Here is a 16750-nt window from a genome sequence, read left to right on the forward strand (position 1 = left end):
AGACCATTTATCAAATACCAAAACGCCTCTTCCTTCAAATCAGGAGGAGACGTTTTTTGGTTTTTGCTGTATAAACTGCATCCTAACTTCCTCGTATACCTGTTTCAAAGGTACTTGATGCTCCTTAGCAATTTGTTCGCATTCTTTGAACTCTGGTGCATATTGTACCAATTTCCCCTGGTGATAACCAACTTTTACCGTTAAAAGTCCCCATCGTGTTAGCACTTGCTCGAATTCTCTAGCCAATCTATGACAAGAAGCGTGCATATACCGGATGCCAAGTGTAGTTGTCTCGCTAAAAATAACCTCCTCTACAACAGAGAGCCGTTTATCTTCAACGAGCACATTCAGCATAATCCCTGGTCTGCCTTTCTTCATAATAATCGGTACTACAAATACATCATTCGCACCTACTTCAAACAGCTTATCCATTATATAAGAAACCCACTCCGGGTTCATATCATCCAAATTAGCCTGAATTAACAACATACTATCGTCCACATGCTCATCCCTATGATTAAAACTCACTGTTCTCACCTCTTACAGGCATCATAGCAAAAATCGGATAACAACGAAAGATGCAGGGATAAACATTCGTAGAAGAGTACATCCTAAGAACTAACATTTCAGGAAGGATGATAGAGATGAAAAGCAGACCGTTTTGGTCGCGGGTTCTTGTTCTTAGCCTCCTCCTATCAGCAACCGAATCCGGGACTTTTTCAAGTAGTGCTGAATCCCATGCCACTGCATCTGACCAATTATTTGCCGCAGTTCCGTCTAAAGTTAACCCTAACTTGAACACTGAGCGGAAAGAGCTATTCGAAAAAACAAGCATCTTGTCGGGCATTCCATGGGCATACCTTGCCGCAGTTGATCAGTACGAAAGAACCATGAATATCGCGAAAAAAAGAACCGTGCATCAAGGGATTACCAGCATTTACTTCCCTGAAGCAGATTGGGTCGGCTTATTGAATCCAGACCAACAAGATACGAATCCAAGAAGTATCTCCTTCTTTCATGGTTACGGGCGAGATGGTTCAGGTGACGGCATCGCAGATCGAAACAACGATTTAGACGTACTGGCAGCTATGGCCACACTAATGAGCAGTAATGGCAAACAAGAAGAAAATTTACAAATTAACTTATGGAATTATTATCAAAACTCGCGCAGTGTTGAACGTATCAAACAATTTGCTACAATTTATGCCACACTTGGTACCCTCGATGTTTACGAGCATGCTTTTCCACTACCGGTGCACGCAGACTACTCCTACCGCAGCACATGGGGGGACAGCCGCGGATGGGGTGGGCATCGTTCCCATGAAGGAACAGATTTATTTGCGGGTTACGGTGTTCCTGTTCGAAGTACTTGCTATGGCATTGTGGAAATTAAAGGCTGGAATCCCTACGGAGGCTGGCGGATTGGTATTCGAGATGTAAACAATATTTATCACTACTACGCCCATCTCTCTGGTTTTCAAAAAGGAATCAAAGAAAATGATATTGTAAAGCCTGGACAAACCATCGGCTGGGTGGGTAGTTCTGGATATGGTAAGCCGGGTACATCAGGTAAATTTCCACCCCATCTTCATTTTGGACTTTATCGTGATAATGGGCTGACCGAATGGAGCTTCGATCCTTATCCCTCCCTTCGCAAATGGGAACGTGAAGATCGGATGAAAAAGAAAAAATAAAACCGCTCCATTATTGGGGCGGTTCTTTTTGTGTATTACTTTCTTGCGTTGAAACTCCCTCTGGCTTTGGTGTTGTTGTAGTTCCCGCATTCGGAATGCTTGGGAGTGATAAACTCGGTGGACCCGCATCCTTATTACTACCCACAGGTTTTCCCTTATTATCATAATAATAGGTAGGGACATCCCCAACCACGAGTGAATAGGAAATAGGAATTTCTGTTTCCACAATTTCAGTGTCAGAATCAAAGGGAATAATCACGGATACCTCAGCAATAATGCGAACATACACTTCAAACATAACCATATTGATTCCCGCATTTTGAGAACGTGTATTCAGATCAACCTTCACATTACCAACTGGCAGCAGCCGAATCGGAATATCAGGGCCAAATGAGGAGAGAATCGCACTATTCATCGCTTGCCCCACCGGAATATGCTCTGAGATACTTTGCAAATCTTTCAGTTCACCTTGCACAGTCTTAATCGTATCCGCAGTTATACGCATATGTTCATTATAATTAAGCATGAAGCCTGTTATTTTACCGTTTTTATCCATCTTCCAATCAATTAATTGCTCCGCACTCGTACTTCCAGCCACATGATCCGCAATAGCACTATTAATCGCTTGTGTCGCTATCTGCTTGATGCGTACCTTTGCCAAATTCATCAGTGGAGGTCTAAGATTACGTTCTACGAAAATAAAAAACTGCACGCCAAATAAGACAAAGATGAGAAGACCGATCAACAGCACCTTTTTGCGGTTTGTTTTACCTGTAGGTCTGCTTCTCCAGCGTCGCCTTAGCAGCATCCCATTCCCTCCCCTAGCCACTCAAATCAATTAGTACTACCTTATGCGGACATGGAGTGAAAAAGAAGACACGTTCCCTACAGCAAGTCCACTCAACGGTCATACGTTTTGCGCATCCATATCATTATCGTGTCTGAACCCCAATGGGTCTTACCTACTTACGACTGCTCAGTTATCCCCATCATTAGTATCCGCTCACATCTGTGACCCATCATCTCAGTTTCTTTCCACATGCGTCTCATTCATTCCGTATCTTCTCACGCCTGGCCCCCATCATCTTCGCATCTTCCCACGTGTGTCTCATCCATTTTGTATCTTCTCATGCTGCGCCCCATCCTCTTAGCATCTTTCCACGTTCGTCTCTTACATTCCTTATCTACTAACGTCTGCACCTCATAGACTCTGAATCTCCCTAACTTACCCACCACATCCTTCAGCCGATAGAATTTGTCCTGTCCAAGTCCTGTCCGTCCTGCTTGTCTCAATACATGTATCTCAACTCATTAGTATCTTCCCTCCCAAGCCACCTCACTTTGCATCCAACCCAACTTTTCACCACCTCTATGGACACTATCCCCATCACTCAGAAATCAGAAAATAATCCGAGTTTCAATCAAATATTTTCCATCTTCTCTTGAAATAAGACCATATGTTTGGTATATTATTAGTAGGAACATATATTCCCATTTTAACGCAAATGGAGAGATGCATATGAATTTTGCAAGTATGTCACTTGATCAATTTCAAAATCATTTTTCCACTGATAATGCTTGCATCGAGTATATTTTTCATACTAAGTGGCCTGAAGGGTTTAGCTGCCCGCGCTGTAAACACAGCCATGCTTATGTAACAACAACCCGTCGTCTTCCGCTTTACGAATGCTGTCAATGTCGCCATCAAACGTCTCTTATATCCGGGACTATTATGGAAGGAAGCCGAACTGGACTAAGTAAATGGATGCTGGCTCTTTTTCTTTTCTCCCGTACAAATAAAGGTACGACCGCAACCGAACTTTCTAAATTTATTAAGGTTACTTATAAAACTGCCTGGCTAATCTTATATAAAATCCGTTCTATGATCCATAGCTCAGATAATCAAACTCCGCTTTCGGGCTCAGTTTGTATTAATTCGGCTATCTATGGACGACCTTATAATCCTTCTGTTCACAAACACCCTCAAGAGCACCTTCTTCTCATAGGCTCATCAGTTAATGAATGGAATGAATCTACCTACCTCAAAATAAAGCACGTTCTTCTTACGAATCCAAAAGAAAGACATATTCCTCGTTTTGAAACAAAAGCCTTCCATCAACAGCACATAGAATCCGATACCCAAAATATTGAGATTGTTACAGGCTTTTATACTCCCACACGACTTCGCCCATTGCTCGTATTCGCTAAACAAGCTAGTAAATGGATAAATAACACCTTCCATAGCCTCGGACCCAAACATTTACAAAAGTACTTAGACGAGTTTAGTTATCGACAAAACCTTTCTTCAAAAAACACACCTATTTTTGCCCATTTAGTTCAACTCTGCTTCAAAACCGCTAGCTACTAATAACAGTAGTATTCTATTTAGCCATTCAATTTCTTGTAATTATAGAAATAAAACTTAGTTTCAATTGACGAACAATTTTATCACGCATACATACATACATACATACATGTATTCATACATGTATTCATTCCTACATTCATGTCTGCTTTCATTCCTACATTCATGTCTGCTTTCATTCCTACATTCATGTCTGCTTTCATTCTGAGTTAAAGGGATAGTGAACATAGTGGAATGAAAGTGAAAGACCACCTTTGTTGAAAGGTGGTCAAGTATTGGAATCATGGTTTCGGGTTTCGGGTTTCGGGTTTCGGGTTTCGGGTTTCGGTGCTTGGTTCTGGTTCTGGTTCTGGTTCTGGGTTCTTGTGATCTCGGTTATTGGTTCTTGGTTCTAAGTTCTTTGTTCTTGGCTCTTGGCTCTTGGCTCTTGGCTATTGGCTCTTGGCTACTTGCTCTTGGCTCTTGGGTTCTTTGTTCTTTGTTCTTTGTTCTTGGTTCTTTGTTCTTGGTTCTTGGCTCTTGGTGCTTAATCTTGGTACTTCTTGGTTCGTTTTATAGTCGGTGTCGTATAGACAATCTTTTTAGTATCGATCCATGATTAGTTGTGTTTTCAGTGAATCTTGTGCGAGGAACCAGCCTTTACTTTGCAGATTGGTAATTAATTCATTATGCTTCGTGGATGCCGTCGATTCACTATTTGTTTTAAATGAAGCTTCAACAATGTACTCAGTTCCCGTACCAGCTGCATTTAGAATCGGCCATACTTCGATATAAAGCTGTTGGCCGCTCCATGTTCCGACTGAACGTTTGGCTAGAACTGGACCGTAGACACGGGAAGAAGAAAGCTTGCTAGTCCCCCATCCACTGTAGAGCCAATTATTAAATTTATCAGGTGAATTATTAATCAAAAGACTGCGGGAATCGGTCTGGTTTAGGAGATCCATACCGCTATAGCCTGATTTAGTACCTGTCTTTGGACGTGTGATACTTAATGTTTTTTTCTGATATCCCCACTCGACTTGTGCCTCATAGCCCGTATCGTTTGAATCAAAGCCTTGTTGGTTGGCGAGTGTTAAGGCCCCATTAATATCGTTACCAATAACGGCATAGCGCTTTTTGTAGGTAAGCTCGAAATCGTTTTCTCCCTCTGTTTTATGAATCCTTGGACTCCACCCATTGTTATAAATGTCCTCGGCGTTCGTATCCAGGAACTGGACATTCATCTTAGTCACACTATCTGGCATGCCAAATGCACTCTTTACGCTGCTTGTAAGTTTAAAATCTGATCCAAGAACTGCACTTGGATTAAGGAGAAGCTTCACTTCATAATTCGGTATCATGTTGCTCGCAGCTGCAGCAGGCTGGGGTGCTCCGCCTAGACCAACAAGTAAACTAGTTCCTACTACGGCCACTAGGACGACCATCAGAGCATTTTTCTTTAACATCACTTCATCTCCTCAACTCTTATGGAAAGTTTACCCTCATAGACTGACATTAAAGGAAGAATGTCATTAGATGATTATCTACACTTGTATTTAGTGTAAATCTAGTTAAAGGAGTAAAAAAACTGAACCCCTTAACATTTAGGAGTTCAGCTGTGTTTCATTTTATAATTTCTCGGAGTTCATCCCAAGATACAATTCGAGGCAGGTTCAAGTGCTGATTATACGATCTATCTTTCACATATAAGTTCAATGGGAGGTGAGACATGGTTTCCAGAACAACCGGTTTATCATCAAAATAATAATCCAAGTTCAGTTTCTCAATAATATGTACTTTCTCGGAATCACTCATCCCACAATAAAAATGTCCCTCAACCACCGGGAAACCATTGGCTATTAACCAGTTTTTCGTTCGGTCTGTATGCTCTTTGGCCCTTGCCGTAATATAGTAGACCTCATGACCTTGATGTACTAATTCCTGCAAGATATCTACGGCATAGGGAAAAGAAGGACACTGAGAATAATAAATGTCATCGCGGAGGCTAGACCACAGCTTGCCTCCTTCTTCTTTCGTCAAACCGAAAGCACTGTGAATTTCCATCGTCGTTAAGGCGTGAAACGCGTCCAAGCCAATATTTTGCTTTAGCTTATGGTTATAAATATGAAAGGCATGTTCTCTTAAATTAATAAGTGTATCATCGATATCAAAGCCGAATTTCAAGGTTAACTCCTCATTTCACGGATATACTATGCTGCGGGAGCAATTTCCTTTATTATTTTCCCCTTATTCCTTCAATATAAGTCCGAAAAGACTTGCAAAAACAGAGGCTTGTCCCCTCGAAATGATGCAGCCGCGCAAATCCTCTATACTCACACCTAAACTTGTAAATTCACAGCTGCTGATATCAATTCCTGCAAGCTTCACACCCGTGAATTGTGCCCGGTCCAGCTGACAGTTATCGAAATATACTTTTTGCAGCGTGGATTCGTAGAAATCGGCATTTAAAAGCGAACACTCCTGAAAAAAAATCTGCTTGAAATTAGCCATACGAAAGGTCGCATAGTCGGCCAAGCATGTATGAAATAAGACGTTTCGGACGGTTGCTTCTGTCAGGTCAATGCCCATGATTTTGCAGTTTCTAAATTCAGTCCGATGGATCGTAGCTTCACCAAAATCAACGTTGGATAGATCGCATTTCTCGAAAATAACATCTGTCAGCTCTATATCTTTCATCGATATCCGAGTGAAGGTGACATTACGAAATATCACTTTATCAAACGCGACTTTATATGCGGACTGATTGTCAATGATACAATCACTTATAAGACCCGTATGAAAGCTATCTTCCGGCTGCATTTCCTCGTTCGGCAGTGTAATGGCTGATATTTCTTTGGGGATTTTCGGTGTTTCAATTTTGGGAATGCTCATCTGGTACTCCTTTGTGATCAAGTGATAGGGCAAAAAAATAAGCCTTACGGCTTTTTGAACATATACTCGTTGGTAGTTAAGTCTCTCTTGATACTACCATCTCTTCTTCCCACCAGACAAATCTTGATCGCTTAACCCATTCAATTTCTCATACGATTCTTTCCACATCACATAAATGGACTGAATTTGGATAAATTCCTGGTCCGTCGGTCCTGCCCCTTGCATAAACATGGCCTCTAACATTTGTTTGTAAAAAGTCATTCGTTTATAAATAATTTGTTTCTCCATGTCTATAATTTCATCCAAAGTATGATAATCCATAAATGACTTTATATCGTCAGGGAGCTCATCATCCAGTCGTTCTTCTCTAGGTGAAGGAGTAGGTCTAGGTGTAGATATACTCGTTCTATTACTTAAATCAACTGTCGTCCGCAGCTCTGATAATAGGATATTCTCTTTCGCGCACATGACATGAAAATATTTATTTTTGAGCAACTCATTAATTACAAGCTGACACATATCTTTATTCCGTATTAACATACCATCAAAGGGATGAAGGGTCCAAACATGATCTTTCTCATATATATTGAAAGTGAACCATTCGTTGGCATACAAAATTCTGGTATTAATTGTAGACTCGTCAACAATCTCAAATGTAAAATCCAGCAACGTACAGCCCCCTCCCCAGCATTACAAATCTATTCTTATATTCTACCAAATCATAACAAAAAAAAGAAACCTTTTCAGGTTTCATAGAAGACTATTTTTCAATGAATTTAGACACATATTCTGCTTTTTCAGCGCTTGCTACGACAATGAGCACAATGATTATTCCAGAAAGTATAATCCCGCTTATTATCATCCTGTGCACCTTCTTTGACAGATTTGTTCATCTATATTCAAAGATATGATGCACGGTTTCTTTTATTCGCCTAAATCCATAATAACGTATTTCTCAATATGACTAGCCATAATGCCATAATTTGGTATCTGTTTGTCCACTTGCTCACCCAAAATTGATTTCACTGCTAAATAAGGGAAATTAATACCTGATAGACAAGTCACATGCAGACCGCCAGACATTCTCGGATTAATCTCAAGTAATTTAGGCACACCCTGATTGTACTTCACTTGAATATTGTAATTAAACGGGATCTTGTAGGTGACAGCAACCTGATGTGCGATTTCGATCAGCTCGGGCACTTCCTCAAGCAGCCTTAGCCGTCCGTCTGCTTTGCGACGCGGCACAGCGGCAAGTAATTCCCCAGAAGCCGATGCTAAGCAATCGATGCTGTACTCGAAGCCGTTTAATAATTCCATCACCATCAGGTCCTCGAAACGATTTACGGATGATAAGGTCTTGTATACCTGTTCCGTAGAGAGATAGGGAGTAACTGTGCCGAACAGGTCAGTTAATGTATCCCGCCCATTGCTGATGATTCTGAAGCCCATACCGCCCTCGGCATTCGTTGGCTTGATACAAACCTGGTGTCCTGCACTTACGAGCGTCTCATAGGCTGTCATAAATTCATCTGCTGTATTGACTACATGATAATCAGGGATTGAAATAATGTTCGTTTCCCTAATGGCTTCATAAAACTTTTGTTTCTCCAGCAAGTTCTCTAATAGCTCAAGGTCACGACAAACCGTGACTTTCGTTCCTGCTTTTTCGAACAAATCAATATGCTTCGCTATTGCATACATATGCAACCTGGGAATGAATACATCAATGCCATGCTTTTTGCAAAAATTTAGGGCAAACTCCACATAATCATCATCACCTAACACAGGTTCGGTATCCGCGTAATCAGCCGCCTGTAAAGCCATGTGGGTACGGTCCGGATGTGTGGCATACATTTTGAATTGGACGCCATCCTCATTATTGCGAATGCTATTCATGTAATGAAAGGCTACCGAAAACCAACGGTTAAACCATACTTTTTTCATGAGGACTCCTTTATGACAAATAGATTAGTTTGCTCGATGTTTACAGATTCAACATACTTAAGTATTTCGTCCGTAGCAAAAATCCCAGATTCCTCGGTAAATGAATAGCTCCCCGTCGATAGAATCTGCTCTTGTCGAAATAACTCTCCATGCCTAGGGACGATAGAGAACTCAGCAAAATCAATCAAGATTTGATCCAAGAGGGAATCACCAGATGCTACAACTTGGTGCTCCTCTGTTAACTGCTTGAGATGCTGAACAGCATCTCTTTTATTAACAACTTGGGGAACGACATAGACCTTTCTTCCTTGAACGGAAGTGCTCCAGCCCATACGCTGAAGTTCTGCACTCATTTGAGTAACTTCCTCCAGCGGCATCTTCGCTCGGTCAATGATATGGGAAAAAAATAGCTCGTCGCAATAGCTGGAACTGATGACCCATTCCGGACTAAGGACACGATCTAGCAGTATCCTGACATCCTTCACATGCTCACTTGATTCAGTAACGCGAGCGACTACAGATGCTTGCCATCCCAAGTCGGGATGTCCATCTATCAAAATATTCCCGCCGTTGCTCGTAACCGCATAGGTGGGTTTCAACATTTGACTAATTAAATGTATACGATTGTACTGCTGCATGGTTCGTGTCGTAACCGGGATGAAAATGAGCTCCGTCATCAACTTTTGAAGCAGCTGGTAGGAACTTGAGGACATATACGATCTCACTTTACCGTCAATGAACTCTGCTGTAATAATCCGATCGCCTAATTCTTCGGCACGTTCTAAAGGCTGTGAATAGATTAACGTTTGATCTAAATCGCTTGCAAATATCATTCGGCATCTCCTTTCACGGATTTAATAATACCACAACAGGAATAAGTGAGACCTGGGTACACTTCTATTGATACTTCCCTAGCTTCAGCTAAAAGGAGGATATGACGTATATTGGGATTATCTAATCGGTCAACTAATATCCGCCACGGCACTCTACGGAGCAGTACACGGGTCGTTTCTCCGACACCGGGTTTAATCAAGTTGATATCCTCAATCTGATACTCACTCTGAATCGCTTGGATATCTCGCAAACCCTTCCATGAAATCGTAGGAGGATGCTGGAGTAAATTCTGGGCACAACGCTGTGCTTCTTTCACTACCTCACCAAAAAAGGGCACAATCTCCGCAATAAAATGATTGGAGAGATCGTGGTCTAACCACTCTTTATAATATTTGGAACCATGAAAGTCATGCGGCCCAATGAGATCCTCGCGCAGCACCGTTCGACTAATTAAACCGGATACCACCGCATTCAAGCATGCACTCGGAATCAAGAAATCCTCTCTCGTTCCAAACATATCGGTGCAATGGCCAGGATCAGCAAGTACAGCAAGATCATCGTCCAGCTTGATCCTGTAATCTCGTTCCAGCTTGCTGCAAGCCTCTATAAGCACTTTACGGATTGCTCCCTTGCCGGTCCACCCGTCGACAAATTGAAGATTCGCCTCCGGATGCTTCTGCAGGATATAAAACAAAGCGTTCTCGTCAATCCCTTTACCTCGAATAATCGAGATGCTGTAATGAGGCAAGTCCAACTGATGCACCTCTTGCAGGTAACGTCTTATTAGAATACCGACCGGTGTGCCCGCTCTCGCAAAAGAGACTAACACCGTGTTCGGTCCTTTCTTATTTCGAATAAGCTCTGCCGTAGTACCAACGGCTAATGCAACCTTCTGGGCTGACATCTGAAGCGTCTCTCGGTACAATTTTAAATAATCGGACGTAGGTAGATGCTCTTGCGGTAACATTTCTGAATAATGAGTACCCGATTGAATGGCTAGTTCTCTCGCATCCATCGACTTTTCCAACTTAACCTCGCTCAAATCCTTAAGCAGGAATGTCACATCAGAAGCTGGATAGCTGCCCAAGTGCCTAGGCTCCTCTATTGGCCTAGCTCGCCAATCTTCCATTCTGCATTCTCCTTCCATTCAACCGTTTGAGGAGAGAAAATAACAATATGAATCTGTTTCAGCCCTCGCGTTTGAAGAATTTGAAGCAATGGCTGCATCGAAGCAGGATCAGCTTCTCTTTCCATAAATAAATAGAGATCGTCATACATGCCTACCGGAACGTTGTATAGGAAATGAATTACGTCGGGATCCTCCGGAGATGAGTACGGATAGCCTACCTTGACTGCGTAATCCTCTGTATCAATGGTATGAATTGGACTCCTCGTCGTCGATTGGTAATACACACCTTCTCCCATTTCAGCGGCAATTCGCATGGGGATATACATAAACTCACCTGTGCCTACGCACAGCGTCTTCTTACCTATTCGAGTAAGTTTCAACTGCTTGGCGGCTTGAGATATCGAATGACTGGATTGTTCGCTTTCCTCCGGTGTAAGACCAAATCTTCCGCTATGCTGTAAATAAGGATGTTGGCTCACATAAGGAGCATGAGCGAATAGATGATCTATATACGTGAAGTAAATGGGTCCCATTTGATTTGGAATAGGAAGGACAGGCACTTGGGGGGTTAAACTTTCAGATGAACCCGTTACTTTTACCTCACCTTTGACTAAGGAAAGCACGTGGATGGAGATACCTAACTCCAGTTCTAGCTTCAGAAACTGCTGCTGATCCTCTGGGGTTCTCCAATCAAGCAGAGCAAGGATGTAGTAGGTTTTCTTCGGAAATTTCCCCTGCATATCTCGAATAATGTTCAAAGAGGTCTTACCTGTCGTAATTTCATCATCAACAAGGACTACAATCTCAGGGTGTGTAAGCATCTGAGGATCCTTCGCGTAACAATAATGTGCTACCGCATGGGAATGTTCCTCACTGAAATTAATGATGGATGCCGATCCTTCTATCACTTCACGTGTGGTATGAATATAGCTGCCACCATAACCAAAGGTTTCATAAACCGCATGTCCGATAGCTGTGGCAGTTTCAGCAAACCCTATAAAAGCAACTGATTGGGGCAAACTTAAACGATAGGACATAATTTCTTTATAGGCCGCCTCGGCCTGAGAAGGATCTATAATGCCCTGAATGGCTTGAGGGATTAACTGCTGCGGCATATTACCTTTTAAGGCTTGTTGTAAAAGTAGTGCCAATGAAGCTCCGCTTAATAAGGAGGAATAAGGATTTACAGGGATATGTTTACCTAGCACTTTGCTAACAAACAGAAACGATCGTTTCTTATTGATTCTTGCCGCCATGGCGAACAGAGAGTCGAGGGGAATCTCAAATGGATTAGAGGTCAATGTCACTTGAAGCTCTAAATCGCCTGCGATCTTATACGTATGCTCGATTATGCTTGAGCAATAATCCGTCATATTGTTGTTGTTCATGCAGCACCCCATAAATTTGTGATCGTAAGAGAATACGTCTAGCCCAACTTAAATGAGGTTTGATTTCATTCATTTTATTGGCATATGCGCTCTTAATAACGCCATGATCGCCATTATTGTTCGTAATAATGCTTGTAGCATCCGTATACTCTTCATGTGTCACCGCGTATAGCGATTGAACGGGTTTAATATGAGTAGGATGAATAATTGTCTTGCCAATCATGCCGTTCTCTTTATCCATAATCACTTCGCGAACCAATCCCTTTTGAGGAAAATATTCCCATACAGGTCCGGAAATAACGTAAGAGGCGTCAACACGTCCAAATATATTAATAATGTCAGCTACACAATCTCGAATCGGCGTTATGTCATAAATGGTCATGTCTGGGCTGCGTCTCAAACCAAATAGGCTCGAGAAATCCGTAGCGCCAATTCTTACATTGAGGACCAAATTCTTATACTGCTCTAGGATCTCTTTAATCGTTTGAAGCGTATGGGTACGGCTTTCCTTATAAATCACAGGTCCAGACTCTAGAATTGGCAAACCATATAGCATCGGGGAAGAAGAAGGTTTCTCATCATTATAATTTTCTAGGATTTCAAAATAAGCCACTCCATTGTCTACACTAAATTTCGGGAAAACAAATCCCGCTAAAAGGGCTACATTCTCTTCTAATCTTTCGATCAAATAATTTAACTGATTCACACTTCTTACACGTACGAATAATAGCGGAAGATTGTCCGTATGAAGAATTCCGACTTCCATGAAGGTGGCTAGCTTATTCATTTGATTCACCAATGATTCTTCTGCGGCATGAACCTCATTTTCACCAACGGCATCTTCCAAATCAAGAATAACTGAAACAAGACCTTCAATTTTACCAAAAGCGATATCTTCCGCGAACGTGGGACGTGTAGCAGGCATATAAAGAGCAGCACCAATGGAATAAGCAAGGATTTCTTTGCGCGAATGATTATGGAAGGAAGTCGGAGGTAAATAAAATAGAGCTTTCTCTTCATCCGCTGTTAAATAATTAAAATATCTCAATCCCGATTCCTCCCTCTTTCGTTTAAGAAACAATCCCCCCGTAAAGGAGGGATTGTCATTGTTATAGTCGGTATTATTAGTTAGCTGATTCAGGCTTGTCCTTTTTGCGAAGCAAGCTAAGAACAATCGTGCCTCCAAATATGACAATAAGGGTTGAGAAGAAAAGAACATGTGAGATATGGACACCGAATGCACCGGCAATCATCTTAAGACCAATAATGATAATAAGGATGAAGGCTGCTTTCTCCAACTCTGGAATCTTGTCAATGAGCTTTAAGAAGATTTGCGCCACGCCTCTCATCATAAGTACACCTATAATGCCTCCAAGGAACAGAACCCAAACCTGGTCACTGACACCAAAGGCAGCAAGGACGCTATCGACACTAAAAGCAATATCCATGACTTCTACAGCAAGAACAGTACGCCAGAAGGAAAGTCCTTTATTCTGAACTTCCCCTTCCTCTTCCTTCTTCTTGAAGAAAAGATTACTGATGGCAATCCAAAGGAGATAGGCGCCGCCGAGCACTTTAATCCAAGTAATTTGAACAAGAAACGTACCTACCCCAATAGCTATGAACCTGAAAACATAGGCACCTAGGAGTCCGTAGAATAAAGCTTTTTTCTGCTGCTCCTTCGGTAAATGCTTAACCATTACTGCCAGTACCAATGCGTTATCAGCGGATAAAAGACCCTCTAAGATAACTAATGTCCCGATAATTCCCCAGTTAACCGGATCAGAAAGTGTTGTTGAAAGCACTTCCCAATCGAAAAAGTTAAGGAAGTTGTTGATAAAACTTTGAAAAAAATCTGACATGCCTTGACCCTCCTGTATATTTCGCTAATTATTTACTTATTTCCTGCAACCCATCTCATTCCCCATCCAAAGGCTTCATCTAGCACCTTATGACCGGAGAAATATTGAACAAGCCGCTCAATGCTAAATGTTTCATTATTTTGGTTACGAATTAATGCAATGGCACACATGCCCTGACGATTATCATGTTCGTTCAATTTCACTATGATGTCGGGTCCGCCATCTTGTTTGATGGACACTACGCCATCTGCTTCAGACCAAGTGGTTGCACCTTCGTAAATGAAAGTAAAAATTAGGATGCGCTCAAATTCAGAGAGCTTATTCCCATTAATTCGAATGTTCTCTCCTGTTGTTACCGAGCCCGTACGATCATCACCGTCTAAGGCGATATACGGCTCTCTATGGAGTGAACCGAATCGGTTGCCAAGCGCTTGAATAACGCCCTTCTCACCGTTCTTTAATTCATATAAACAAGCTAGATCCAAATCGATCCCTTTGCTTTCACCAAAAAATCCGCCGGGTTTCTTCTTCTGATTCCAGTTTAAATTAATGACAATTTCCCCGAGATTACCTGTTGTCTTCTTTGCAAGACTTATGCGATCGCCCTTCTTCTTCAATTCAATCTTATTCAGATTAATTGGAGTTGGAGGGATAAGAGGAGGTTTACCCGCTTGCGTCGGAGTTGAAACTGGGGGAGGCGTCGGTGTCGGATTAGGTACAGGGCTAGGTGTAGGTTCATCCTTAACCTCGATTCCGAAATTACCGCACAGCGCTTTCAGCCCACCGGAAAAACCAGATCCAATCGCACTGAATTTCCATTCTGTGCCGTATCTATATAATTCCCCTACAACAATAGCTGTCTCAACGGAGAATTGATTTCCTAATTCATATCGCAACATATCTTGCCCTGTGCTAGGATGAAAAATCCGTAAATAAGCTTGTGTCATTTGGCTGAATTGCTGCTTTAACTTCTCACCCTCATGAATGGTTAGTGTGATAGCAACTTTCTCAACATGGGCTGGAACGTTGGAAAATTGAATAGAAAATTGCTTCTTATCGGTCCCTTGAGAGGGTTGATCGATGAAGTTCACACCACTTTTTGTAGGATTGTTGTAGAATACCAACTGTTCGTCATTATCTACCTTCCCGTTAACGCCTAACAAGAATGCTGAAGTATCCAGATCTATGTTCGCAGGAGAGTTCCATCCGAGTCCAATACCAATCTGTGAGAGTCCCGGATTTGTTTTTGTAACATCCGTCTTTTGGCCTTTGACAAGAGATATATGCATAAGGGCTGTCCCTTCCGTACTCAATAATTGAAGGGTGATGCCTTACTCGCACCACCCCACCTGTTTCTGAATTTACTGGGCATCAAGTCCGTAGTTTTTACAAAGGGCTTGAAGACCACCTTGAAAACCACTTCCAACAGCTTGGAATTTCCATTCTTGACCTTGGCTGTCTCGGTACAATTCACAAATGACAACGGCCGTTTCTACAGAAAAGTCCTCGCCCAAGTCATAACGTAAAATCTCCCGATTCGTTACCTCATCAACAAGGCGAACGAACGCATTCGATACTTGTCCGAAATTTTGGTTGCGATTCGATCCATCATGAATCGTAACAGCTATACCTACTCGGTGAATATGCGCGGGGATTTTGGAGAAATCAACTCTGATTTGCTCGTCATCCCCATCGCCATCACCTGTACGATTATCGCCGGTATGCTCAACGCAACCATTAACACCAACCAAGTTGTTGTAAAAAATGAAGTCCTCAAGCCCTTTGGCTTTACCTTCAGCATGTAGCAGAAAGGCTGACGCATCCAAATCGAATGAATGCCCACCGCTATATTTGTTCGTATCCCAACCTAATCCGATGATAGCCTTACTGAGGCCAGGGTTCGTTTTGGTTAAGTCAATTCTTTGACCTTTTGACAAGCTGATTGTCATTGCTGCATCTCCTTAGAGTTTTCGCAAGAAAACTAGCATCGTAAGCATAAGCCTTAGAGTTTTCGCAAGAAAACTAGCATGATAAGTAAGATCTTAGGAAGTTTGCAAACCGTAATCGCGAGCTAATCCTGAAAGACCGTCTTTGTAGCCGCTACCGATTGCGCTGAATTTCCATTCGCCCGCGTTACGGTACAATTCACCGATAACTACGCCTGTTTCAATGGAGAAGTCTTCTCCAAGATCAAAACGAATCAATTCTGCGCCTGAACCTTCGTTAAGAATACGAACGTAAGCATTGGAAACTTGTCCAAAGTTTTGCGCTCTTGCTTCAGCATCATGGATCGTAATGCAGAAAGCAATTTTCTCAGTTTCAGCAGGTACTGCACTTAGATCAACACTTACTTGCTCATCATCGCCATCGCCAGCTCCTGTACGGTTGTCGCCGTTATGTACGATTGAACCATTCGCGTTCTTCGGATTGTTGTAGAAGATGAAATCAGATTCAGATCCTACTTTGCCAGAAGCATTAACAGCGAAAATGGAAGCGTCTAGATCGAAATCTTTACCGCCATCATATTTGTTCGTGTCCCAACCTAGACCAACAACAACTTTAGTTAGACCTGGGTTTGATTTTGTTAAATCTACTTTTTGACCTTTGGATAGTGAAATTGCCATTGTATATAACCTCGCTTTATAGGGGATTTGGTTGTG

17 protein-coding genes are annotated in these 16750 nt (G+C 42.0%); 2 read left to right on the forward strand and 15 right to left on the reverse strand.

Features of this window, described 5'->3' with window-relative positions; all coding sequences use genetic code 11:
• Nucleotides 1-39 precede the first annotated feature (39 nt).
• On the reverse strand, nt 40-528 hold the full coding sequence (gene larC2 / locus QFZ77_RS34540) for a nickel pincer cofactor biosynthesis protein LarC2 (RefSeq protein WP_307447569.1): 489 nt from the start codon (nt 526-528) through the stop codon (nt 40-42).
• Between the two features lie 116 nt (nt 529-644).
• Between larC2 and QFZ77_RS34545 the strand changes: the two genes are divergently transcribed.
• Nucleotides 645-1694 carry a M23 family metallopeptidase gene (locus QFZ77_RS34545; RefSeq protein WP_307447571.1) on the forward strand — a complete coding sequence of 350 codons (1050 nt, stop codon included), beginning with the start codon at nt 645-647 and terminating at the stop codon, nt 1692-1694.
• Between the two features lie 10 nt (nt 1695-1704).
• Here the strand turns inward: QFZ77_RS34545 and yunB are convergent, their stop codons facing one another.
• Complete coding sequence (gene yunB, locus QFZ77_RS34550; RefSeq protein ID WP_307447573.1) at nt 1705-2502, reverse strand: sporulation protein YunB; 798 nt, start codon at nt 2500-2502, stop codon at nt 1705-1707.
• A 711-nt stretch (nt 2503-3213) separates the two neighbouring features.
• On the opposite strand from yunB, the gene QFZ77_RS34555 reads away from it, so the two are divergent.
• Nucleotides 3214-4062 carry a transposase gene (locus QFZ77_RS34555; RefSeq protein WP_307447575.1) on the forward strand — a complete coding sequence of 283 codons (849 nt, stop codon included), beginning with the start codon at nt 3214-3216 and terminating at the stop codon, nt 4060-4062.
• Nucleotides 4063-4640: 578 nt separating this feature from the next.
• Here QFZ77_RS34555 and QFZ77_RS34560 read toward each other — a convergent pair.
• From QFZ77_RS34560 to QFZ77_RS34620, 13 genes are all read right to left on the reverse strand, one after another.
• Entirely contained in the window at nt 4641-5504 is an 864-nt protein-coding gene (locus QFZ77_RS34560) for a hypothetical protein (RefSeq protein ID WP_307447577.1), read from the reverse strand.
• Between the two features lie 157 nt (nt 5505-5661).
• Nucleotides 5662-6222 (reverse strand): 5' nucleotidase, NT5C type, encoded by a 561-nt coding sequence (locus QFZ77_RS34565; protein ID WP_307447579.1) that lies wholly within the window; start codon nt 6220-6222, stop codon nt 5662-5664.
• Between the two features lie 63 nt (nt 6223-6285).
• Entirely contained in the window at nt 6286-6930 is a 645-nt protein-coding gene (locus QFZ77_RS34570) for a pentapeptide repeat-containing protein (RefSeq protein ID WP_307447581.1), read from the reverse strand.
• A gap of 93 nt (nt 6931-7023) precedes the next feature.
• A complete protein-coding gene (locus tag QFZ77_RS34575) occupies nt 7024-7599 on the reverse strand; it encodes a hypothetical protein (RefSeq protein WP_307447583.1) in 576 nt (191 codons plus the stop codon).
• A 255-nt stretch (nt 7600-7854) separates the two neighbouring features.
• Entirely contained in the window at nt 7855-8877 is a 1023-nt protein-coding gene (locus QFZ77_RS34580) for an ATP-grasp domain-containing protein (RefSeq protein ID WP_307447585.1), read from the reverse strand.
• Nucleotides 8874-9710 carry an HAD family hydrolase gene (locus QFZ77_RS34585; RefSeq protein ID WP_307447587.1) on the reverse strand — a complete coding sequence of 279 codons (837 nt, stop codon included), beginning with the start codon at nt 9708-9710 and terminating at the stop codon, nt 8874-8876. Before QFZ77_RS34585 ends, QFZ77_RS34580 begins: the two co-directional genes overlap by 4 nt.
• Nucleotides 9707-10840, reverse strand: coding sequence for a cysteine protease StiP family protein (locus QFZ77_RS34590; RefSeq protein ID WP_307447588.1), 1134 nt, complete (start codon nt 10838-10840; stop codon nt 9707-9709). Before QFZ77_RS34590 ends, QFZ77_RS34585 begins: the two co-directional genes overlap by 4 nt.
• A complete protein-coding gene (locus QFZ77_RS34595; protein WP_307447590.1) occupies nt 10813-12228 on the reverse strand; it encodes a phosphoribosyltransferase family protein in 1416 nt (471 codons plus the stop codon). The genes QFZ77_RS34590 and QFZ77_RS34595 overlap by 28 nt, the downstream gene beginning before the upstream one ends.
• Nucleotides 12173-13276 (reverse strand): HpcH/HpaI aldolase/citrate lyase family protein, encoded by a 1104-nt coding sequence (locus QFZ77_RS34600; RefSeq protein ID WP_307447592.1) that lies wholly within the window; start codon nt 13274-13276, stop codon nt 12173-12175. Before QFZ77_RS34600 ends, QFZ77_RS34595 begins: the two co-directional genes overlap by 56 nt.
• Before the next feature lie 76 nt (nt 13277-13352).
• Complete coding sequence (locus tag QFZ77_RS34605; protein WP_307447594.1) at nt 13353-14090, reverse strand: TerC family protein; 738 nt, start codon at nt 14088-14090, stop codon at nt 13353-13355.
• 32 nt (nt 14091-14122) lie between these two features.
• The gene (locus QFZ77_RS34610) at nt 14123-15379 is read right to left on the reverse strand and encodes a TerD family protein (RefSeq protein ID WP_307447596.1); all 1257 of its coding nucleotides are present in this window, start codon (nt 15377-15379) and stop codon (nt 14123-14125) included.
• 72 nt (nt 15380-15451) lie between these two features.
• On the reverse strand, nt 15452-16039 hold the full coding sequence (locus QFZ77_RS34615; RefSeq protein WP_307447598.1) for a TerD family protein: 588 nt from the start codon (nt 16037-16039) through the stop codon (nt 15452-15454).
• Between the two features lie 93 nt (nt 16040-16132).
• The gene (locus QFZ77_RS34620; protein ID WP_307447601.1) at nt 16133-16714 is read right to left on the reverse strand and encodes a TerD family protein; all 582 of its coding nucleotides are present in this window, start codon (nt 16712-16714) and stop codon (nt 16133-16135) included.
• Between the last annotated feature and the right edge of the window lie 36 nt (nt 16715-16750).

Origin of the sequence: Paenibacillus sp. V4I3, assembly GCF_030817215.1 — a bacterium.
Taxonomy (GTDB): domain Bacteria; phylum Bacillota; class Bacilli; order Paenibacillales; family NBRC-103111; genus Paenibacillus_E.